Annotated in this window: 19 protein-coding genes and 1 pseudogene; 13 read left to right on the top strand and 7 right to left on the bottom strand. The window is 53.6% G+C overall.

Features of this window, described 5'->3' with window-relative positions:
- Positions 1 to 13 precede the first annotated feature (13 nt).
- Positions 14 to 445: an EamA family transporter gene (locus G7064_RS06105; RefSeq protein ID WP_133272115.1), complete on the bottom strand. Its 432-nt coding sequence runs from the start codon at positions 443 to 445 to the stop codon at positions 14 to 16.
- A 470-nt stretch (positions 446 to 915) separates the two neighbouring features.
- On the opposite strand from G7064_RS06105, the gene G7064_RS06110 reads away from it, so the two are divergent.
- On the top strand, positions 916 to 3,042 hold the full coding sequence (locus G7064_RS06110; RefSeq protein WP_166072896.1) for a T9SS type A sorting domain-containing protein: 2,127 nt from the start codon (positions 916 to 918) through the stop codon (positions 3,040 to 3,042).
- Positions 3,043 to 3,125: 83 nt separating this feature from the next.
- Here G7064_RS06110 and G7064_RS06115 read toward each other — a convergent pair whose 3' ends face one another.
- Entirely contained in the window at positions 3,126 to 3,368 is a 243-nt protein-coding gene (locus tag G7064_RS06115) for a hypothetical protein (RefSeq protein WP_166072897.1), read from the bottom strand.
- 296 nt (positions 3,369 to 3,664) lie between these two features.
- Between G7064_RS06115 and G7064_RS06125 the strand changes: the two are divergent.
- The 4 genes and pseudogenes from G7064_RS06125 (at position 3,665) to G7064_RS06140 (ending at position 7,467) form a co-directional block, all read left to right on the top strand.
- Positions 3,665 to 4,890 (top strand): annotated as a pseudogene (locus tag G7064_RS06125) (cation:proton antiporter).
- 447 nt (positions 4,891 to 5,337) lie between these two features.
- Complete coding sequence (locus tag G7064_RS06130) at positions 5,338 to 5,610, top strand: hypothetical protein (RefSeq protein WP_166072900.1); 273 nt, start codon at positions 5,338 to 5,340, stop codon at positions 5,608 to 5,610.
- An 86-nt stretch (positions 5,611 to 5,696) separates the two neighbouring features.
- Positions 5,697 to 5,972 carry a hypothetical protein gene (locus G7064_RS06135; protein ID WP_133272109.1) on the top strand — a complete coding sequence of 92 codons (276 nt, stop codon included), beginning with the start codon at positions 5,697 to 5,699 and terminating at the stop codon, positions 5,970 to 5,972.
- Positions 5,973 to 6,120: 148 nt separating this feature from the next.
- Entirely contained in the window at positions 6,121 to 7,467 is a 1,347-nt protein-coding gene (locus tag G7064_RS06140) for a YfcC family protein (RefSeq protein WP_166072901.1), read from the top strand.
- A 66-nt stretch (positions 7,468 to 7,533) separates the two neighbouring features.
- Here G7064_RS06140 and G7064_RS06145 read toward each other — a convergent pair whose 3' ends face one another.
- Together G7064_RS06145 and G7064_RS06150 are read right to left on the bottom strand one after the other, a co-directional pair.
- Positions 7,534 to 7,935, bottom strand: a complete 402-nt coding sequence (locus G7064_RS06145; protein WP_166072902.1) for a DUF6960 family protein — start codon at positions 7,933 to 7,935, stop codon at positions 7,534 to 7,536.
- A gap of 159 nt (positions 7,936 to 8,094) precedes the next feature.
- Positions 8,095 to 8,760, bottom strand: coding sequence for a hypothetical protein (locus tag G7064_RS06150; RefSeq protein WP_166072903.1), 666 nt, complete (start codon positions 8,758 to 8,760; stop codon positions 8,095 to 8,097).
- 171 nt (positions 8,761 to 8,931) lie between these two features.
- Here G7064_RS06150 and G7064_RS22275 point away from each other — a divergent pair, with 171 nt between their 5' ends.
- From G7064_RS22275 to G7064_RS06160, 3 genes are all read left to right on the top strand, one after another.
- Positions 8,932 to 9,753, top strand: coding sequence for an alpha-amylase family glycosyl hydrolase (locus G7064_RS22275; RefSeq protein WP_240935770.1), 822 nt, complete (start codon positions 8,932 to 8,934; stop codon positions 9,751 to 9,753).
- Entirely contained in the window at positions 9,753 to 10,739 is a 987-nt protein-coding gene (locus G7064_RS21885; protein WP_240935864.1) for an alpha amylase C-terminal domain-containing protein, read from the top strand. The genes G7064_RS22275 and G7064_RS21885 overlap by 1 nt, the downstream gene beginning before the upstream one ends.
- A gap of 143 nt (positions 10,740 to 10,882) precedes the next feature.
- Positions 10,883 to 12,721 carry a glycosyltransferase gene (locus G7064_RS06160; protein WP_133272105.1) on the top strand — a complete coding sequence of 613 codons (1,839 nt, stop codon included), beginning with the start codon at positions 10,883 to 10,885 and terminating at the stop codon, positions 12,719 to 12,721.
- 98 nt (positions 12,722 to 12,819) lie between these two features.
- Here the strand turns inward: G7064_RS06160 and G7064_RS06165 are convergent, their stop codons facing one another.
- Positions 12,820 to 13,854, bottom strand: a complete 1,035-nt coding sequence (locus G7064_RS06165) for a fasciclin domain-containing protein (RefSeq protein ID WP_166072904.1) — start codon at positions 13,852 to 13,854, stop codon at positions 12,820 to 12,822.
- A 137-nt stretch (positions 13,855 to 13,991) separates the two neighbouring features.
- Between G7064_RS06165 and G7064_RS06170 the strand changes: the two genes are divergently transcribed.
- The 5 genes from G7064_RS06170 (at position 13,992) to trpS (ending at position 18,468) form a co-directional block, all read left to right on the top strand.
- Positions 13,992 to 14,828 carry a DUF4198 domain-containing protein gene (locus G7064_RS06170; RefSeq protein WP_166072905.1) on the top strand — a complete coding sequence of 279 codons (837 nt, stop codon included), beginning with the start codon at positions 13,992 to 13,994 and terminating at the stop codon, positions 14,826 to 14,828.
- 234 nt (positions 14,829 to 15,062) lie between these two features.
- Entirely contained in the window at positions 15,063 to 15,437 is a 375-nt protein-coding gene (locus tag G7064_RS06175) for an STAS domain-containing protein (RefSeq protein WP_084446661.1), read from the top strand.
- A 171-nt stretch (positions 15,438 to 15,608) separates the two neighbouring features.
- Positions 15,609 to 16,520: a ribonuclease Z gene (locus G7064_RS06180; protein WP_166072906.1), complete on the top strand. Its 912-nt coding sequence runs from the start codon at positions 15,609 to 15,611 to the stop codon at positions 16,518 to 16,520.
- Positions 16,521 to 16,623: 103 nt separating this feature from the next.
- Entirely contained in the window at positions 16,624 to 17,370 is a 747-nt protein-coding gene (locus tag G7064_RS06185; RefSeq protein WP_166072907.1) for a queuosine precursor transporter, read from the top strand.
- Between the two features lie 123 nt (positions 17,371 to 17,493).
- Positions 17,494 to 18,468: a tryptophan--tRNA ligase gene (gene trpS, locus G7064_RS06190; protein ID WP_166072908.1), complete on the top strand. Its 975-nt coding sequence runs from the start codon at positions 17,494 to 17,496 to the stop codon at positions 18,466 to 18,468.
- Positions 18,469 to 18,685: 217 nt separating this feature from the next.
- Here trpS and G7064_RS06195 read toward each other — a convergent pair whose 3' ends face one another.
- Complete coding sequence (locus G7064_RS06195) at positions 18,686 to 19,390, bottom strand: hypothetical protein (protein ID WP_240935771.1); 705 nt, start codon at positions 19,388 to 19,390, stop codon at positions 18,686 to 18,688.
- Between the two features lie 110 nt (positions 19,391 to 19,500).
- On the bottom strand, positions 19,501 to 20,709 hold the full coding sequence (locus G7064_RS06200) for a CaiB/BaiF CoA transferase family protein (protein WP_240935772.1): 1,209 nt from the start codon (positions 20,707 to 20,709) through the stop codon (positions 19,501 to 19,503).
- Positions 20,710 to 20,781: the final 72 nt, after the last annotated feature.

Raw genomic sequence — 20,781 nt, forward strand, 5'->3', positions numbered from 1 at the left:
TCGCCGCAACTATTTAGTTGGATGAAGGCTTGGCCAGTGCAATAAACAGCGCGCCGGCGGCCATCAGCAGTGCGCCCACAATTACCTGCCAGTTTATCTTTTCTTTCAGGAAAACGACGGCCAGAATTATCGAGAATACCAGCGATATTTTATCCAAAGGCGAAGCGCGCGAGGCCTCACCAAGCTTGAGGGCCTGAAACGACAGCAGCGACGACACGCACGTCACGACGCCAGCAATAACCAGAAACGTCAGGCTGCGCCGGTCGATGCGCGATACGTCAGGCAGATTGCCCTGATACGCAACCACGCTCCACGCCACAACCAGAATCAGCACTGACTGAATAGCGAAGGCGAGGCTAGAATCGACGTTTTTAATGCCGGCCTTGGAAAGGGTGACTACCACAGCCGCCGACACGGCTGCTAACAACGAAAAGACAATCCACATACGCTTCGGCTACATCAACTACCCCGGCACTCACCCCTTTCCAGCTACCTAGCCGCGTCGGCTTACCGGGCACTCCACAGTACGGCGGGCGGGGGGCAAAGTTATTGAGCCACAGGCTCGCTGTACTGTAGCGTAGGCGCATTCATTCCTGCTACGGCATGGCCAACTAGTGCTGCAGATGAAAGCGTATCTGGGGGGCTTTTTGAGGACCATTCGGGCTTAACCTCAGACGAGCAGCAATAAAATAATGGCAAAAATTCTACTACTCAATCTGCTATTCATACGCCGATAAACCGGCTTCTGTGGTCAATAACTAATAGTTGAGGTTGAGCCTCACTCTATTTGTGCAAAAACTTTACATGAACTGAACAATGGTATATAACATTTTTTCACTTTAATAATTATATAAGCTCTACCTTAAGACATTGCTTTTCTCCTCATCCATTCCACCCTTACTTAACTGTTTTTGCATGAAAAAACATTACATGAAGCCACTACTGCTAGGCACTTTAGCTCTCGCATTAGTTAGCGAAACCCCGGCACTGGCTCAGGGAAAAAGTCAGGAAAGAGGCGCAGGTGCAGCCAAAAGCAAGAAATCCAAAATTTCGGCCGATCTGATGAAGGTGGCCGAAAATCAGGCAGCTAGGTCGCAGCGCTCCGCCCCTGTTGTCAGTCAGGTAGAAGGTTTAACGGCTACATCTGACGTGCAGATTTTTGACGGCTATGTTGTTATTGAGGCCACCGCTCTTGAAGGCAACGCGAGTGGCCTATTGCAGGAGTTGCAGGCCCAAGGCCTGAAAGACGGCGCCTCCTACGGAGTAATGGTTTCGGGCCTGTTCCCGATCGACAAGCTGGCAGGGCTGGAAGCCGTTAGCTCGCTACGGTTTGTGCGCCCAGCCTACACACCGGCCCGCAACGTGGGCGCCGTAACCAGCCAAGGCGACGTATCGCTAAAGTCGGACCTGGTACGGGCACAGTATGGCGTTTCGGGGGCGGGTGTGAAAGTGGGTATCCTCTCCGATAGCTACAATAACAGGAATGGGGCCGCGGCCGGAGTAGCCAGCGGCGACTTGCCAGCCAACGTGCAGGTGCTAGCAGATCTACCCAGTGGCGGCAGCGACGAAGGGCGCGGCATGGCCGAACTGGTGCACGACGTAGCGCCCGGCGCCGACATTGCCTTCCACACGGCTTTTCTGGGTCAGGCCAGCTTTGCCCAAGGCATTATTCGGTTGGAGGAAGCCGGAAGCCGCATGATTGTAGACGATGTTATTTTCTTCGCGGAGCCTTTCTTCGAGGATGGCATCATCGCGCAGGCCGCGGAGGAAGTAGTAGATCGGGGCTCTTCGTATTTCTCCTCGGCGGGCAACCAGGGCCAGCAATCCTACCAGGCTCCCTACGCCAATTCGGGCATCGTAGTACCAGGCCTTGATGGTACGGCTCACGCCTTCGCCCCCGGCGACGTGCGCCAGAGTATCACCATACCGGCTCGTGGCAGCCTGACTATTTCCTTACAATGGACTGATCCGTTTTTCTCGGCTAATGGCGTAATCGGTGCCAAGACCGACATGGATATGTATCTGTTCTTTAACGGTAGCCTCGTTGCGCTTTCTGCCGCCGATAATATCGCCAATGGCGACCCGGTGGAGATTCTGGGAGTAAGCAGCCCCTTTGCTACTCCAATTACGCTGGAGCTTGTTATTACCAAATTTGCTGGGCCCGATCCTAAGCTGCTGAAGTATATAAACTATGGCAGCACGCCTATTGCCGTGGAATATGACACGCGCAGCTCTACTATTGCTGGCCACGCCAACGCGGAGAAGGTTATTGCTGTGGGTGCTTCGGCCTATTTCAATACGCCCCAGTTTAACCCCAATACGCCCCGTCCGATCATCAATGGCTTTTCATCTTTGGGTGGCACGCCGATTTATTTTGAGGATGGCGTAGAGTTGAAAAAGCCTCAGGTATATCAGAAGCCCGAAGTAACCGGCCCCGATGGTGCTAACACTACTTTCTTCCCAGTAGGCGGCGATAGCCCCATTGACGCGGATGCTTTCCCTAACTTCTTCGGCACTTCAGCGGCAGCTCCGCACGTAGCGGCGGTAGGTGCGCTCATGCTGGGCGGCGTGGTTGGCAATTTGCCCCCCACCCAAATCCGGAAGCGCATGATTTCCTCCGCGCTTGATATGGACAACCCGCTGACTCCTGGCGTTTTCGATACGGGCTTTGATTTCAAAACCGGCTATGGTTTCGTACAGGCTGATGTGATCTTCGAAGAGCTGAAGAATCGCGTGAGAAGCGAATCGCTGACGGCAGTAGCAGCTTCTTCCATCAAAGGCAGCGGCAGCCTACCTATCGGTACCGAAGCCAGCGTGTATCCCAACCCTTCCACGGGCGAGGTTACTTTCAACGTAGTAGCCGCGGATAATCAGCCCATCAGCGTGGTGGTATCTGATTTGAGCGGGCGCGAGGTATTCCGTACCAAAGGCACGCAGCGCCTGTCGCTGACCCAGAACCTGGGCTCGCTGCCCAAGGGCATGTACATCACCAAGTTTGAGGTGGCCGGCCGTTCATCTTCCCAGAAGCTGGTGATCCAATAGCTCGGCCACGAACTTGCTTTTCTAATGCAAAAAGCGCAGCCCATGGCTGCGCTTTTTTTGTTTGTAGGTGGTGGGGGGCTTTTTTATACCTCGGGCAATCGAATTTTCTCCAGGTAAGCGGCCAGCCCTGCCGGGTGTTGAAACAAATGGATGAACAGAATACGCTCCTCACCCTGCACGCGCCACACCTCGGCGTAAAAATCACCAAACGCATAGAGCTGCAGGCTGAAGCTATCTTGCTGGCGTTCAGCCAGAAAATGCCCCCCTTGCCGTAGCAGGACGGCCTGATGGCCCATAGGTAGCTGTTTGAAGGCGGTGAGTTGCATAGGGGTATAATTCCACAACGGGCGATGCCGCCAGGCGGGTTCCAAGAGGATACGCTGGCGGGCTGCTTGCAGCGATGCAGCGCTGAATTTGCCCCCCAGCCCCCAAAATTAGTACGTTGCCGCAGACAACTACGCGTCCTGCTTCGCACGTACTGCCCACACCGACCGGCTACTGCGCCCGGGCCGTTTCTGGGGAACCTGACCCAGATTTGGGGGTAACTAACTTCAGTATGATAACTCCCGTCCTCATTATTTTTATCGGTTTCCTGATCTTCTTTGGCCACTATCTGGCCGAGATGTTCGACCGGACCCGTATTCCCGATGTGGTGGGCTTACTGCTGGTGGGGATACTGCTAGGCCCTGTGTTTCACCTCATCGATCCGGCTTCGTTTGGGCAGGCGGGCCGAGTTTTTACCAACATTGTGCTGGTATTTATTCTGTTTGAGAGTGGCTTGGAGGTACGTTTTGAGCAGCTGAAATTAGCGCTACGGGGCACCGCTGCTCTCACCACGCTCAACTTCATTGTGACCACTATGCTGGTGGCGGCCATGGCTCAGATGTTTGCCGGCCTCGATTTCCTCAGCTCCGTTATTCTGGGCAGCATTCTGGGGGCACATCCTCCGCAGTTGTTACCACCCTGGCTCGTAAAGTGGATATACAGGAGCAAACCTCCACCACCCTGGTTATGGAATCGGCCTTCAGCGACGTGTACACCCTAGCCATTCCCATCTCTCTGATCAGCCTCTACACGGGCGCCTCGTTTAGTCTGGGCTCCATGTTTGGGCACATCTTCACTTCACTGGTGCTAGCGGTGGTGGCTGGCGTCGGCACGGGCTACCTGTGGTCAATACTGCTGACGAAAGTACCCACACTGCTCAAAACCCGCTTTTCAACGCCAGCCTTTGTATTCATTGTGTACGGGCTGGTAGAACTGCTGAATTTCAGCGGCCCGATTGCGGTGCTGTTTTTCAGTATCACGCTGGGCAACGTGACGCTGCTGCGCCCGCGCCTGCTTTCCTCATTTCTGCCTACTCACCACATCGAGCTTACTTCCGTGGAGAAAGACTTTTTCTCCGAAATGGTGTTTCTGCTGCGCACGTTTTTCTTCGTGTATGTGGGCATGTCCATTGTACTCAACAATGCCTACCTCATAGGGCTGGGAGCCGCTATTACCGTTCTACTTTTCCTGGTGCGCATTCCAGTTGTGCTGGCTTCTGCCGACACCAAAGCCCCGCTGTTCGATATGTCCTTTATGAGCATTATGATTCCCAAGGGTTTGGGGGCGGCCGTGCTGGCTACGCTGCCCGCCCAGCGGGGTCTGCCCAGCGGCTCCACCATTCAAACCATCACCTTCGCCGTCATTATTTTCACGACCATTTTCTGTACGGTGCTGTTTTTTTTGCTGGAAAAACGCAAGCTGCTGGGATTCTATCGGCTTTTCTTTGGCTTCCACCGTCCCCTCGATGCCGCTGCTGCCGCAATGCCACCCACCGAGCCTACCTCCGCTGCCGGGCGCCCCTAAGTGACCACGACTACCTTCCTGGGGGCAAATATGGAAGCAACTCGAATTGTGAGCCGCTGGGCACAAGAGTATTTTCTGCCTCTTCTCCTTGCCTTTATAATGACGCGTTATAGAGCTAATGACATTATTTATTTTTAACACAACTACTTATTAAACAGATATTTATGAATCACCATCTATAAAATATGGAATTAGCAACCGGTACTTCTTGAACTTGGGCTAAGCTGGACCGTTCCTTGTGTATCATATGTTAAGCACAAGAAGGCTTGAATAGGTGGCGCGCTTTCAATTCTGATTATTGAAACAGACGAGAAAGCCGGAACCTGCCAGTAAGATGCCCGCTCTTCATTCCAGGCAGCGGGTTATTAGTCAGTCTTTTAGCTCATTACGCGTTATAGCTTACCGCTCGGCGTAGTTGCTTGGCGCTCTCATCAGGGGCCGTTTCATATGTCTGTTTTTTATCAACCTTCTGCGGAGCTGCTGCAAGCCTTAGGCTTCGTGCCATTTCGCTCGCCACCGCGCCAAATGCGGTACAGCCGTCCCAGCGCCTGCGGCCAGGAAACCGTTGTGCTTTATGAAGACGATGAGCTCACCTTGCTGGAAGTAGTCGATGGCCAGATGCTTTATAGTTTTCAGGGCCGTGTGGCTTCCGAAGCGGAGTTTCGCGTGCTGCTGCGGCAAGTAAACTGGTCTGCGGAGCCTCCAACACCTGGTTCTTAGTAAGCGTCAGGGGCCATGTAGTAAGCGGAACTGTCACTCTTTTTACGAACCTCCAATCATTACCTTCTTCTTTTACCAGTACGCTTATGAATGAAGACTTACGCCTCAGCTTAGCCAATAACGCGAAGGAGTGGCTGTCCCTTTCACTTTCTATTTCCTCCGCTGAAAAGGTAGTATTCAAAAGCATTCACGATGGGTTTCTGGCTAGTCACGGCGCAGAATTTATGGTGCATGTGTACCGTACTACGTTTGAGCAGGCATTGCAAAGCATGCCCGACACCGAGCGCAATAAGCTACTAGTGACTTTTCGCGAATCGATGGATAAAGCTATTGATGACCACTACGCCAGCATCTCTGCCTGATCGGAGCTACGGCCAAGCGCTGAATAGCGCCGGCATGGTCAGCAGCCCATTAATTAGCCGCAGATCAACTTAGTTTCTGAGCAAGAGAGCAGAGAATGCGTTTTTTCGTGGATGTTTGCTGACTGTTCAGCATTCCTTATTCCACTTCATGAACACCTTTCGCTTTCCACACCCGCTGGTTCTTCTGGTTGGGTTTATTGTGCTGGCCACCGTGCTGAGCTATGTATTGCCCGCCGGCGTATTCGAGCGCCGCGCCGATGCCGCTACTGGTCGCGAAGTAGTCATTCCCGGCTCCTATCACCGGGTAGCGCCTTCGCCGGTAAGTCCGCTGGAGGCGGTGGTTAGTATTCCGCGCGGTTTGCAGGAAGCGGCCAGCGTTATCTTCTTCGTTTTTCTGACGGGCGGCGCTTTCACCGTAGTCGACCAAACCGGCGCATTGCGGCGCGGTGTCGACTGGCTGCTAGTGCGCTTTAGGGGGCGGGAGGCACTCGTCATTCCGCTTATTTCCCTGCTTTTCGCCACGATGGGCGCACTGGAGAATATGCAGGAGGAAATCATTCCGCTGGTACCTGTCTTGCTGGTACTCATGCGTCGTTTGGGCTATCCGGTGCTGACGGCCGCAGCGGTAAGTTTGGGCGCGGCCGCAGTAGGAGCAGCTTTTAGCCCCATCAATCCATTTCAGGTAGGCATTGCCCAAAAGCTGGCGCAATTACCGCTGCTTTCTGGTGCTGGCTTTCGGCTGATTTTCCTGGCGGCGGCATTGGCCCTTTGGATTGGCGGCACCATGCGCTACGCTGCCCGCCATCGGGTAGCTCCTGAGCTGGCAGAACCCGAAACTGAAGCGGTAGGTGGTGCGGGCCGTCATGGGCTGGTGCTGCTATTGCTCCTGCTCACGTTTGCCGCGTTTACTTACGGCGTGCTGAATCTGGGGTGGGAGTTTGAGCAGATGGGCGCTTTGTTTTTTGTCCTGGGTGTGGTGGCTGGTTTGGTTGGTGGCCTGGGCCTGACGGGCACGGCCGAGAGCTTCATTGCCGGCTTCCGCGACCTGGCTTTTTCGGCCCTGCTGATTGGGTTTGCCCGCGCCATTTTTGTGGTGTTGGAGCAAGGCCAGATCGTGGATACCATTGTGCAGGCCATGTCGGCGCCGCTGGCGGGGCTGCCGGTCACGCTGTCGGCCTTGGGCATGATGGCGGTTCATACGGCGCTGCATTTGCCCGTGCCCAGCGTAAGCGGCCAGGCGGTGCTCACCATGCCCATCCTCACGCCTCTCTCCGATTTGCTGGGGTTGTCGCGCCAGGTTACGGTGCTGGCGTACCAATACGGCGCTGGCCTCTGCGAACTGATTACGCCCACCAACGGCGCCCTGATGGCCATTGTAGCGGCCTGCGGCGTGCGGTTTGACGCGTGGTGGAAGTTTGTGCTGCCGCTCTATCTGGGGCTGCTAGTCTTGGGCGCACTGGCAGTAGTGGTCGGTATTACAGTCGGTTTACAATAATCCATCACAAAAAAGCCCCCAGAAAGGTATCTGGGGGGCTTCTTCGTGAAATAATTACTGTGGCCACTACACGCTACGTAACTCTTCGGGCTCAAACACACGCTTTATCTTGCGCTTTTTCTCTACAATTTGAAACCGTGGCCGGTCGCGGCTTTCGTCCCAGTACACGTCGGAGATGAGGCCACGGTGCGGTTCGCGGCCGGGCTCGGGATTTATTTCTTCTACTAAGTCGCCGAAGCTGAACACGGGTTTCTCGCTGAGTTCCGTAAACAACTCGCCGCTTACTTTGAATTGCTGCTCGTCGTAGCGAATCAAAATCCAGTCATCAGTTTCATCAATTTTCTCAAATAGCTTACCCATTGGCTCCAGCCACTCGAAGGTGCGGCGGTTGGCCGGATGGATGTAGCGCAGGCCATAATCGGGAGTCCAGGGGTATAAGCCGTAACGAACAGGTTTAGGTCGAGCCATGAAAGCGAGATAGATACGAAAATTCAACAACCAGCCGCCCACCAATAGGTTGGGCATAGCTGGGGGCAAATTTCAGAACACAAAACGCCGGCAATTTATTCCGCAATACTGGCTACTTCCCTGGCTTTCGTCACTTTTTTACGGGCCTGCAACAGGGCGCTAGTTCCTCAACTTCTGCTTGGCATGAGCTAGCAGCCGGTCGCGGTGGGCGGCACCGTCGTGCATCTTGGCGAAGGAAATCTGCTTTTCACTACCATCCGTCAGGTGCACCCGCACGTCGGCAGCTCCCACGGCCTCCACCGACGCTACTTCCTCCCAGGCAAAGGAAAACCCTGGACGTAGCGGGTGCAGACGCCCGCCAAAACCGGCCTCGTGCAAATGCAAATGGCGCCGCCCTAATACGCGCGGCAGCCAAAACGCCAGTCCTACATATACCACTGCCACCGCAAAATACAGCCAGGGCAACACATGAAACCGCTGTGGAGCGCCCGCCGCTTCGGCCAGCTGATGGCGGTGCATGATGTGGTACCCTTCCAGGGCCAGCACGCCACCAGCCGCAATTTCCAGCCACGCCACTTTGCCAGGATGCAGATGCCCCCGGCTCAGGTGGCGCAGTTCCTGCACGAGCAGAATAATGTAGGCAGCCCCTACAACCAGCTCAATGATGACCATAGTAGTCAATGGCTCCTTGCCACTTATCACAGCCAAAATGCCGGTCAGGAGCACAAACGCGGGCATGAGGTGAGAAAGGCCCTTTGCCCGTTGGCGGAGCGCATGGCGCTTATCGTAGAGTAAGGTGTGATTAGATGGAGCAGCAGGATTCATAGCAACTAAGCACGGCAAATTTCCGGGCTTGTGCAATGCGATGGCAAATGGCTGCGGTGGTGCCCTAAGGGCCCAAATTGCCCCCCAGACAACCAAATATGAACCTCGGCAGTTTAACGTGCTCTACCGTCTAGTTTTTATTGCGACGGCTCCGTGTATTACTACTCCTACATGCCAACTCACCCTACCCTCATTGCCTCTACCCTACAGCTGGGTATGGGCGCTATTCCACATTCTACTGGCACCACCTTTCGCGTATGGGCACCTCACGCTGAAGAAGTTAACGTAACAGGCACATTCAACGGCTGGTCCAACAAAAGCCATCCGCTCCGCCCCGAGGCCGATGGCTACTGGGCAACCGATGTGGCCGGCGTGAAGCCCGGTGATGAATATCGGTTTCTGATCTGCAACAACGGGCAGGAGCTAAGCAAAAACGACCCTTACGCCCGCGAAGTCACGCACTCGGCTGGCAACTCCGTGGTACCAGATCACGATTTTGATTGGGAAGACGACCACTTCGAAATGCCTCCTTGGAACACACTCGTTATTTATGAGATCCATGTAGGCACCTTCAACGCCCCCGATCCTGACAAGCCCGGCACGTTTTACAACGTTATTGAGAAGCTGGATTATTTGAGGGAGCTAGGTATCAATGCCCTCGAAATAATGCCTCCCACGGAGTTTCCAGGCAGCCGCAGCTGGGGATACAATCCATCGCATCCTTTCGCTATCGAAACTGATTATGGTGGGGCCAAAGCGCTTAAGCAGCTTATAAAAGAAGCGCATCGTCACGGCATTGCTGTCATTCTGGATGTTGTGTATAACCACTTTGGTCCCGGCGACCTCGACCTGTGGCAGTTCGACGGCTGGCAGGAAAACGACGGGGCGGTATCTACTTCTACAACGACTGGCGGGCCGAAACGCCCTGGGGCCACAACCGCCCCGACTACGGCCGACCCCAGGTGCGTCAATATATCCGCGACAACGCTCTGATGTGGCTAGAGGAGTTTCGGGTCGATGGCCTGCGCGCCGATTCTATCTCGCACATTCGCAACGTGAACGGCAGCAGTGACCCCTCCACCGACTTACCGGAAGGCTGGGACCTAATGCGCTGGATCAATGAGGAGATTCAGGCCCGTACTCCCTGGAAAATTACGATTGCGGAAGACTTATTGGGCAATGAGTACATCACCCGCCCCACCGATCAGGACGGGCAGGGATTTTCGACCCAATGGGATATGGCCTTTTTGCACCCCATTCGCGAAGCTCTGACAACGCAGCACGACGCCGACCGCGACATGCAAGCCGTAGCCGGTGCCATCGCTCAAACGTATAATGGCGACGCTTTTCAGCGGGTTATCTACACTGAGTCGCACGACGAGGTGGCCAATGGAAAATCACGGGTACCGGAGGAAATTATGCCCGGCGCGGCCCACCATTGGTACCCGAAAAAACGCGCGACGCTGGGGGCCGCGTTAGTACTCACGGCCCCTGGCATTCCGATGCTGTTTCAAGGTCAGGCGATGCTGGCCGACGGCTTTTTCTCCGATGATCAACCGCTTGACTGGAGTCGGGCTGAAAAACATAGCGGCCTGATTCATCTCTACCGCGACCTGATAGCCCTGCGCCGCAATTTCGCTGGTACCACGCGCGGGCTTTCAGGCCAGCATACGGAGGTATTTCACGTCAACAACGAGGATAAGATTATTGCCTTCCGCCGCTGGGACCAGGGCGGCCCCGGTGATGAAACCATCATCCTGGCGAACTTCGCTGATACCACGCGCGAAGGCTACTGCATTGGGCTACCCGCGGCGGGCCAGTGGCAGGTACGCTTTAATAGCGACTGGGAAGGCTACGATCAAGAGTTCAGCAACTTCGAAAGCTTTGGCGCTGAAGCCGAAGAAGGCGAGTACGATGAATTGCCGTTTCACGCCTGTTTTGGACTGGCGCCGTACTCAGTCTTGATTATCTCGCAGTAAAAGTCGTAAATCGAAGCTTACAGAAGAGCGCAGAGCAAATAGCGAGTTCTGCGCTCTTCTGCGTTTTCCTATGTGCCAGCCTGCGGAAAATCCGTAAGCCCGTCTATCTTGCCAGCCCTACGACCTACTAAAACTCTCCCCACATGCAGCCACCTCCATCAGCCCCCGAAATCATTGCTCCCGATGCTCTGCTTGTTGAAGTCGCTTGGGAAGTCTGCAACCAGGTGGGGGGCATTTATACCGTTATTCGCTCTAAAGTACCGGCTACCGTGCAGGGCTGGGGCGACCGTTATTGCCTACTTGGACCTTATTTCCCGCAGCAGGCCCAAGGCGAGTTTGAGCCCATCGAAGATCATGAGCTAACTCTGCTGACGGATCCCTTTGCCGGAGCCGTGCGTCAGATGCGCCTGATGGGCTACGACGTGCAGTATGGTACTTGGCTGGTAACGGGTCGGCCGCGCGTGGTGCTCATCAACCCTTTTCAGGTGTATGACCGCCTAGGCAGCATTAAAGCCGACCTCTGGCAGCACCACGGCATTCCCACGCCCGACCACGACGACTTGCTGCATCAGGTAGAAGCCTTCGGACATCTGGCCACTATTTTCCTGCAAATTCTGACCGCTGAAGTAGTACCGCCTCAGCGCGTAGTGGCGCATTTTCACGAGTGGATGACGGGCGTGGCTATTCCTGTATTGCGTCGCGAGCAGGTGCCTGCGCACATTGTGTTTACCACGCATGCCACGCTGCTGGGCCGCTACTTGGCCATGAACGATCCCAACTTCTACGACCATCTCATGCAGGTCAATTGGGAAGCAGAATGTCGCCATTTCAACATCGAAACGGCGGTGCGGATTGAGCGTGCGGCGGCCCACGGCTCCCACGTGTTCACCACCGTGAGTGAGCTAACGGTGCGCGAGTGTATTTATCTACTGGATCGGATTCCGGATGCGGTACTGCCCAACGGTCTCAACATTGAGCGCTTTGTGGCTCTGCACGAATTCCAGAATCTGCACCAGCAGTACAAAGCCAAGATTCATGACTTTGTGATGGCGCACTTTTTCCAGAGCTACGCCTTCGATCTGGATAATACGCTGTACATGTTCACCTCAGGCCGCTATGAGTATCATAACAAGGGTTTCGATATAACCCTGGAAGCGTTGGCGCGCCTGAATTACCGCTTGCAGCAAAGCGGCATGGAAGGTCAGGTAGTCATGTTTTTCATTACGAAGCGGCCGTTTACCAGCATCAACCCACTAGTACTTCAAAGCCGAGCGGTGCTAGATGAAGTACGCGAAACTTGCGCGGCCATTGAGCGGCAGGTCGGCGAGCGCCTCGTGTATGCCGCCGCCGCCAGCACCGATCATCGCCTGCCTAATCTCTCGGATATGGTAGACGACTACTGGCGTCTGCGCTACCGCCGCACGTTGCAAAGCTGGAAAACCAATGCGCTCCCCTCAGTTATCACGCACAACTTGGTTGACGACGCTAAGGATGATATTCTGAATTTCCTGCGTCGTTCAAACATGATCAACCACCAGCACGACCGCGTCAAAATCGTGTATCACCCTGACTTTGTTTCGCCTACGTCGCCCTTGTTTGGCATGGAATACGGGCAGTTTGTGCGGGGTTGTCATTTGGGCATTTTCCCCTCCTATTATGAGCCTTGGGGCTATACGCCACTGGAGTGCGTGGCCCGCGGCGTACCAGCCATTACCAGCGACTTATCGGGCTTCGGTGATTATGTCATGCAGAACGTGCCGGACCACGAAGACAAAGGCATTTTTGTAGTGCAGCGTCAGGAAAAAACCTTCGACGAAGCCGCCGAAGAACTCACCAATATGCTTTGGAATTTTGTGCTGCTTAATCGGCGCGAGCGAATTATGCAGCGCAATAAAGTAGAAAGCTCTTCCGAGCTATTCGACTGGAAAAACCTGCGCGAGCATTACGATCGGGCCTATTCTTTGGCGTTAGAACGCTCATAACAAACGCAAAAAAGTCCCCCAAACATTAAAAACAGAAGCCCGCTTGCCTAGGCAAGCGGGCTTCTGTGTGCTATTGCTTTTTACTAATTGAATACGCGCTAGGGCAGCAGAACTTGATTGATTACGTGAACCACTCCATTGGTAGCCAGAATATTGGCGGGAGTAATATTGGCCGCAGTGCCGGAGCCGCCGCGCACCGTGAAGCCAGTACCGGATGCGGCAATGGTCACGTTACCGTTGAGCGTAGCGACATTGCCGGGCACCAAATCAGATGAGAATACCCGACCTGAACTGACGATATGCTTTTGCAAAATAGCCACGAGGGTAGCATCAGGAATTTGATCTACGTTTTGCAAGTTCAGCGCCGTGAGAGCAGCTTGGAAGGCAGCATCCGTGGGCGCAAATACGGTGATATTGGATGAGTTGCTGGCTGCTGCCGCTAATAAAGCTTGCGCAGCGGGTCGCTGCAAAGCCCGCAGCAACTGTGTGAATTGAGCTGGCGACGCGGCTGCACTACTCTGTACGATACCGGCAATGGTCTGGCTTGGGGGAAGCAATACATTGTCGATGGCGTGAATGGTGCCATTGCTGGCCGATATATCAGCTGTTACGACACTGGTAGCGCCATTGATAAAGACGTTGCTACCCGTTTTGGTCAAGTAAATAGAGTTGTCGTTGACGCCGGAAGCGCTGGCGGGCCGCGCCGTAGTGCTGGCCCCAGTGGCAATATTGCTGGCCATCACATTGCTTGGCAATACGTGGTAGAGCAATACTCCACGCAACGCAGCAATCTGGCTGGCATCTGTTACGGCATTAATTTTGGCTACTGAGCTGAAGGCATCTAAGGGTCCGCCGGCTAGTTTGGCAAATGCAGCATTGTTGGGAGCAAACACCGTGAACGGTCCCGCGCCGCTTAGCGTGGTGGCCAGATCAGCTTTGGTGACGGCCGCTACCAGTACACTGAAGTCGGCATTGCTTTGCGCTACTTGCACAATGTTCTGCTGGGTAACGGGCGGAATGATGACTTCATCGTCATCACAGCTAGTAGCACTTAGTCCAATAAACAACCCAACAGTAAGCAACCGCAAGGCGCGATACATAGGAAGCGTTTGAAAGAAATTGTTGATTTTCATTTGTTTAGTTTTTATAGGTAAAATGTTAAACAAAATTTCAATCATCAATACTGCTTAACGAAGAATTTGTTTATATTAATTTTTAATTAAAAAGCTTTAAATCAGCTATATTACAATTTTAATCTCGCTTTTATCCCGTGCGTTTATACTTCAAGGCTTTGCTTTCCGTGCTGTTATTAGCATCATCTATTATAGCTCAGGCCAGCGAATTCTGGCTACTCCCATCGCGCTTTTTCGTGGCATCCGGGAGCAAGCAAAATCTTTATATATTTATAGGCGAGGACTTTCTGGGTAAGCGCTGGATGGGCAAAAGCAATCGTGTTGCCCGGCTTATGCAGTACACTGCCACCGACTCTCTGAACCTGACCTCAACGGCTACTCGCTTGGATACGCTGCAAGCCAACCTTGCTTTTCACAAGCCTGGCTTACACTTAGTGGCACTCTCAACCACGAATGCCTTTGCTGAGCTAACAGCCAATCAGTTCACAGTTTATCTGCAAGAGGCTGGGCTTGAGAATGCTTTAGCCTTACGCCACCAGCGTAACGAAACCACTAAGTCCGGCCGGGAAGTGTATCGACGTTGCGCTAAAACGCTGCTGCTCGCTGGCTCACTTATTCCCCACGACAGTACATTCGCTTGTGTCACCGGACAGGCCTTAGAGCTAGTTCCGGAGCAAAATCCTTACGCGCTCAAAATAGGAGCTGCCCTCACGGTACGCGTGCTGTATGAGGGAAAACCATTGCCGGGAACGATGGTGCAGATCTGGCAGCGTGGCGCCCCAAATCAAACAATTACGCGTCGGACCAAATTATACACCAACCAAAACGGGCGAGTACTGTTTCACTTGTCGGCGCCGGGCAGCTATATGGTCAGTGCGATGCATATAGTACCTACCAAAGACCGCATAACCGCCGATTGGCAAAGCACCTGGACTACCCTTACATTTGGATTTGCCCCCCAAAAGGGGGTGTAGATGCCGGGTATTAGTACTGAATTTTAATCAGTATTTTTCCTAGCTTAGACTTGATTTTCGCCAGAGAATAACGACTAATTGGGTACTTATTCGGCTAACCTGAACTCCATTAGTGCATTCTCTTATCGTATTTTTGTCGCTGCACGAGTATTCTTTATCCGAGACTCGCTCATTTCACGCAAACTGATTTTTTGTTACCTTCGCAATTCCCATTAACCCGTCCCTAACGTCCGTATGAAGTACTCCATCGATAAAAAGGAAACTTACACCATCATCACTATTGATGAGAAGAAGCTGGACACCACGGTGGCCCCGGACCTAAAATCGGAGTTTGTCAAGCTGAACGCGGAAGGCATCAATAACCTCATCTTGGATCTGGGCAACGTGAAGTACACTGATTCTTCTGGTCTAAGCTCCATTCTGATTGCTAACCGCTTATGCAACTCTACCGGCGGTTTGCTGGTGCTCACGGGCTTGCAAGATCACGTGATGAAGCTTATCACCATCAGCAAGCTTGAATCAGTACTGCATATTCTGCCTACCGTTGAAGAAGGTATTGACCGCGTATTTCTGCACGCTATCGAGCGCGACTTGACCAGCAAGGAATAGGTTTTTTTAGTAATCTGCTGTTGGTTGTCTGTTGTCAGTTTAACGAAGCTGATAGTAGACGACCAACTTTTTTTTATAGCTAGATGAGTGAATGGCCGAATGAAGGAATGACTGTCATTTATCTGACTGACGCTTCCCTCACTTCTCCATTCAGCCATTCATCTTTCTCACATGGAGTTTGAGCTAAAAATCCTGGGTAGTGCTTCGGCCACGCCTTTTCTCAATCGGCACCACACAGCCCAGGTGCTCTCCGTCGACGCGAACTCTTACCTCATTGATTGCGGCGAAGGCACGCAACGACGCCTGATGGAATATAAGGTGCGCCACCAGCGACTGGGGGCCATTTTTATTTCTCACCTCCATGGCGACCACTTCTTCGGACTGTTTGGGCTGCTTTCCACCATGCATCTGCACGGCCGCACCGAGCCCCTGCTGCTCTTCGGCCCGGCTGGCCTCGACGATATTCTCAGTACGCAGTTTCGCTATTCGCATACTCAGCTTTCTTTTGAGCTGAACTTTACGCCCGTCGATACCACGCAGCACGCGCTGGTGTATGAGGACAAGTATCTGACGGTGCATACCCTGCCGATGCGGCACCGGATTCCGTGTTGTGGCTACTTGTTTCGGGAGCACCCCAAGCGCCGCCACCTCGATAAAACCCGCCTCCCGGCCGACCTCACTCCCACTCAGCTCAGCCGCCTGGCCCAGGGCGAAGACATCTTCGACGAAGCCGGCAATCTGGTAGTGGCCAACGCCGACGTAACCACTGATCCTTCGCCTTCACGCAGCTACGCCTACTGCTCCGATACGCTCTACACGCCTGCCCTAGCCGACTTAGTGCGCGACGTAGATCTGCTGTATCACGAAGCTACTTTTTTGGATGATATGCGCGAGCGGGCCACGCTCACCCATCATTCTACGGCGCGGCAAGCAGCACATTTGGCGCGCCGGGCCAATGCTCACCGCCTGCTCATTGGTCACTTCTCCTCCCGTTACCGCGAGTTAGAGCCTTTATTAGATGAAGCAAAAGCAGTGTTTGAGTGGGTAGAGCTGGCGACCGAAGGCAAAATTGTGACGCTGTAAGAATGTGCCACGGTGCGTTCGCTATTTATGTTGCTTAGTGAGGTGCGGGGGGCTTTTTTCAACCTACTAATGATCGAACGCGCCGTGGCGCATTCTTAGACTTATGACTCCTTTCGCACGCAAAAAACAGCAGCTTTATCTCGTGCTCAGCGGGATTTTCGTGGTGAATGCACTGCTGGCAGAAATCATTGGAGTCAAGATTTTTTCGGTAGATGCCCTGATGGGACTGCCCGGCAATCTGACGGCCGGCGTACTGATCTGGCCCGTCGTATTTGTCACCACCGATATCATCAATGAATACTTTGGGCGGGCGGGCGTACTACGCATCAGCTACCTTACGGTGGGCCTGATCCTGTATTCCTTCGTGGTTATTCTGGCCACCACACATTTGCCCCCCGCCGCCTTCTGGCTTGACGTAAACAAGACCGATGCCGCTGGCCGCCCGTTCAATATTGACTTCGCTTACCAGAGCATCTTCCGCCAAGGCCTGGGCATTATTGCGGGCTCCATCACCGCCTTTCTGATTGGGCAAGTACTCGATGCTACGGTATTTCAAGCTATTCGGCGGCTGACGGGTGGGCGCTACGTGTGGCTGCGCGCTACGGGTTCCACTCTCGTGTCGCAGCTTGTGGATAGCTTTGTGGTGCTGTATGTGGCGTTTTACTTATTCGGCAATTGGTCGTTTGAGCAAGTGCTGAGCGTGGCCAACACCAATTACTGGTATAAATTCGCGGCGGCAATTCTGCTGACGCCGGTTATTTATTTGGCCCATTTTCTCATAGACAGATATTTAGGCCAAGAAGAAACGGTGGAATTGCAACAGGAAGCCGCCGCCGATGTAAGTGTGTAATTCAGATTTTGATTACACATCTTATACATTAAAAGACTGCTCGACAAGGAAGCCGATTATCGGCACTAGCAGCAAAAGTGACTTGAGTCTGAGCTTAAAACCACGAACTACGCATAACTAAACATGTCCCGAATTCTCACCGGCATCCAAAGCACCGGCCGCCCGCACCTCGGCAATCTACTGGGGGCCATTTTGCCCGCTATTGAGCTGTCGAAAAGCGCTCAGAACGACTCGCTGTATTTCATTGCTGATCTGCACTCACTCACTACGGTGCGCGACGCGCAGGTACTGCGGCAAAATACCTACGCCGTGGCAGCAGCCTGGCTGGCCTGCGGATTTGACACCGAGAAAAACCTGTTTTACCGTCAGTCCGACGTGCCGCAGGTAACGGAGCTGACGTGGTATCTAAGCTGCTTTACGCCGTACCCGATGCTGGCGAATGCGCACTCATTTAAGGATAAATCGGATCGGCTGGCGGACGTAAATGCGGGCCTGTTTACGTATCCGGTGCTTATGGCGGCGGATATTCTGCTCTATGATGCTGACATCGTGCCCGTGGGGAAAGACCAGATTCAGCACCTGGAAATCACGCGCGATATCGCCGCTACATTCAACAGCCGCTACGGCGAAACGTTTGTGCTTCCGAAGGCCCGTGTCGATGAGCAACTGATGACGATTCCGGGTACCGATGGGCAGAAAATGAGCAAGAGCTACGGCAACATTATCGACATATTTGCCCCCGAAAAAGAGCTGCTCAAAACCATCAAAACTATCGTGACGGATAGCCGCGGACTTGACGACCCGAAAGACCCGGAAAACGACACTATTTTCAAGCTGTATTCGCTGCTCGCCTCCCCCGCCGACACTCAGATAATGCGCGAGAAATATCTAGCTGGCGGCTACGGTTATGGCCACGCCAAACAGGCGTTATTCGACCTGATTATGCAGCGTTTTGCTACCGAGCGGGAGCAGTTTAATTTCTACATGCAAAACCTGCCTGAGCTTGACGCACGCTTGGCCGAAGGCGCCCGCAAAGCGCAGGCTTATGGCCGTGAGGTTCTTAACAGGGTGCGCGAAAAAGTTGGGTATTCGATCTAGAAACATCTACTTGAACCTAATAAATAAAACAGTATAACTGTAGCAATTTTTTTCAACAAGAAAGCCCCCCAGAAGTACTTCTGGGGGGCTTTCTTGTTGAAAAATGCCTATAAATTGAAGCGCCAGCAGTATGGCTATTCGGGGTGATGCTGCCCGTTGTAAAAGCTAAACCCTAGTTTACTGCCGCGGCTTACCTGTTGATTCTCAATTTTTTGTTTTACCGTAATTTTCTGAATTTCCTGGAGCGGGGGGCAATTAAATCGTTGTTTACGGCGGCAATCATGGCGCTTTCCACGAACAGCTTCAGGGCATCGTGGGTGAGCATATTATCCGCCATATTTATGTCAGGCAATTCCAGCTCTTTTACCCCCTCGATGAAGTAGTGATTCTCGATGTTGATGAGTAATCGGCCAACCAAATAACCGGGGTCATTGAGGCGCTGATATTTGATGCTGTCGGCCATGAAATTGTAGGCCATGATATGGCCGAAAAAGCGCCGCCGAAAATCATCTTCCACGTACTTGGTCGGCATGGGACCGTAGTCGTCGGGGAAAGTAACAATGTTGGAGTGCATCACGAACATGAGCAGGTCGCCGGAGAAACGGATGTGAAACTCCATTTCATTGATGGGTCGGTACTCAATTACCACCGTAGAATCAATGGCTGTGATGCGCCGGCTTAGCTCCAGCGTCAGCTCCATCGATACCTGGCGCAACAGTTCGAAGGCGGCGCTGGTATTGCGGAAGATAGCTTGCTTGGCTGTGGCTTTTTGCTTCAGGCCTTCAGAAATAAGTGCTAAACGCTCAATGGCTACTTCCGCCGTAACCTCTTCGGCGGCAGCCATTGCCTTCTCATGAGTATGAGCAGTTTCAGTGTCCTCTACAGAGGTGGCAACTGATTTTTTAGAGGTTCTTTTGGCCATAATCGCAAAGAAAAGAAAGGCTACAGTCGGCCCTGAAAGCCATGAGCAGTCGTAAGAAGTTACGCGGTTGAGCTTGATAAGTTAGTAAACCAAAGCTGTGCCAAGCCTGCCTAGCCTAAACCGTGCTGGCCAGATCCAGTGTTCAACGACTCAGTTTCTACCTGATGCTGAGCCAGATGCGGCGGGCTCGTGAGTGCGGCCGCGCATTGCCAAGTATAACTCTGAAAAGCGACCGTTCGCAGACCCGGATGCGGAAAATCAGCTGTGGGGGGCAAAATCATTCGCGCCGCTGACGCGTGTTGCAACGCTTCTCCTACCGTGCGCACGGCACCTGCCGGTACCGCCTGCTTTTCCAGCGTTTGGAGCAGCTTGTCGCCATTTACCTGCCCTATGCGTTGCCGCAATAGTTCTTCTAATACAGTCCGGTTAGCCACGCGCAGCACATTCGTTTGAAAGCGAGCATCCACGCCCCACTCTGGTCGGGCCAAGACTTCACACAGCAATCCAAACTGTCGGTCGCTGCCCACGGCCAGCACAAGCTGCCGGCCATCGGCGGCGCGATACACGGTGCCGTAAGGCACAATGCCCGGATGCCCAGATCCTAAAGGCTTAGGGTCGTGGCCAGCAACAAGCCAGGTCGCGGCCTGGTTGGCCAGGGAAGCCAATGCGCTGTCGAGCAACGACACCTGCACGTAGGCACCGCGGCCCGTATGTGTGCACTGGTAGAGCGCGGTGAGCAGGCCTTCTTTTAGCTGATGGGCCGCGAGCAGATCGATCATGGCCACGGGCATTTTCAGTGGTTCGCTGCCGGGCGGGCCGTTCAGGTACATAAATCCTGCTTCGGCCTGTAGCACGGCATCGTAGCCCGCACGGTTGGTAGCAGGGCCGTAGCCAGTGAGATGCCCGTAGATGAGGCGCGGATTGATGGCTGAAATGGTGGCGTAATCAGCACCCAACTTTTCCGCATCGCCTGGTTTGTAGCTGGTTAGCACAATATCAGCACGAGCGGCAAAGGCACGAATAGCTTCTTGACCGTGGGCCGTGGTCAGGTCTAACACGATGGACTTTTTGCCCCAGTTGGAAGCGGCGAAATAGGCGGAGATATCCGCTTCAGAAGTTTCGGATGCGGTCTTCCAGGTGCGGGTTACGTCGCCGCTGGGAGCTTCTATTTTTAATACCGTCGCCCCAAGCTCGGCGAAGAACTGCCCGACCTGCGGCCCCGCCAGCACGGAGGCCAGCTCCAAAATAAGCAGGCCCGCGAAAGGCTGGGGGGCTTTTTCAACGACGGAGGTAGTAGAATTCGGAATTGATACAGTCATTTTTAGCCATCAAAAGTCCGACAAGATAAATCCAGCAAACGGCACTTCCCGAAGCAGGCAGCAGTAGTCGCT

Source organism: Hymenobacter sp. HDW8, assembly GCF_011305775.1.
Classification (GTDB): domain Bacteria; phylum Bacteroidota; class Bacteroidia; order Cytophagales; family Hymenobacteraceae; genus Hymenobacter; species Hymenobacter radiodurans.

What these genes read in the sequence shown, in the direction of transcription:
- G7064_RS06105 (WP_133272115.1), bottom strand. Translation starts at nt 445, where the DNA reads ATGTGGATTGTCTTTTCGTTGTTAGCAGCCGTGTCGGCGGCTGTGGTA.
- G7064_RS06110 (WP_166072896.1), top strand. Translation starts at nt 916, where the DNA reads ATGAAAAAACATTACATGAAGCCACTACTGCTAGGCACTTTAGCTCTC.
- G7064_RS06115 (WP_166072897.1), bottom strand. Translation starts at nt 3,368, where the DNA reads ATGCAACTCACCGCCTTCAAACAGCTACCTATGGGCCATCAGGCCGTC.
- G7064_RS06130 (WP_166072900.1), top strand. Translation starts at nt 5,338, where the DNA reads ATGTCTGTTTTTTATCAACCTTCTGCGGAGCTGCTGCAAGCCTTAGGC.
- G7064_RS06135 (WP_133272109.1), top strand. Translation starts at nt 5,697, where the DNA reads ATGAATGAAGACTTACGCCTCAGCTTAGCCAATAACGCGAAGGAGTGG.
- G7064_RS06140 (WP_166072901.1), top strand. Translation starts at nt 6,121, where the DNA reads ATGAACACCTTTCGCTTTCCACACCCGCTGGTTCTTCTGGTTGGGTTT.
- G7064_RS06145 (WP_166072902.1), bottom strand. Translation starts at nt 7,935, where the DNA reads ATGGCTCGACCTAAACCTGTTCGTTACGGCTTATACCCCTGGACTCCC.
- G7064_RS06150 (WP_166072903.1), bottom strand. Translation starts at nt 8,760, where the DNA reads ATGAATCCTGCTGCTCCATCTAATCACACCTTACTCTACGATAAGCGC.
- G7064_RS22275 (WP_240935770.1), top strand. Translation starts at nt 8,932, where the DNA reads ATGCCAACTCACCCTACCCTCATTGCCTCTACCCTACAGCTGGGTATG.
- G7064_RS21885 (WP_240935864.1), top strand. Translation starts at nt 9,753, where the DNA reads ATGTGGCTAGAGGAGTTTCGGGTCGATGGCCTGCGCGCCGATTCTATC.
- G7064_RS06160 (WP_133272105.1), top strand. Translation starts at nt 10,883, where the DNA reads ATGCAGCCACCTCCATCAGCCCCCGAAATCATTGCTCCCGATGCTCTG.
- G7064_RS06165 (WP_166072904.1), bottom strand. Translation starts at nt 13,854, where the DNA reads ATGAAAATCAACAATTTCTTTCAAACGCTTCCTATGTATCGCGCCTTG.
- G7064_RS06175 (WP_084446661.1), top strand. Translation starts at nt 15,063, where the DNA reads ATGAAGTACTCCATCGATAAAAAGGAAACTTACACCATCATCACTATT.
- G7064_RS06180 (WP_166072906.1), top strand. Translation starts at nt 15,609, where the DNA reads ATGGAGTTTGAGCTAAAAATCCTGGGTAGTGCTTCGGCCACGCCTTTT.
- G7064_RS06185 (WP_166072907.1), top strand. Translation starts at nt 16,624, where the DNA reads ATGACTCCTTTCGCACGCAAAAAACAGCAGCTTTATCTCGTGCTCAGC.
- trpS (WP_166072908.1), top strand. Translation starts at nt 17,494, where the DNA reads ATGTCCCGAATTCTCACCGGCATCCAAAGCACCGGCCGCCCGCACCTC.
- G7064_RS06195 (WP_240935771.1), bottom strand. Translation starts at nt 19,390, where the DNA reads ATGGCCAAAAGAACCTCTAAAAAATCAGTTGCCACCTCTGTAGAGGAC.
- G7064_RS06200 (WP_240935772.1), bottom strand. Translation starts at nt 20,709, where the DNA reads ATGACTGTATCAATTCCGAATTCTACTACCTCCGTCGTTGAAAAAGCC.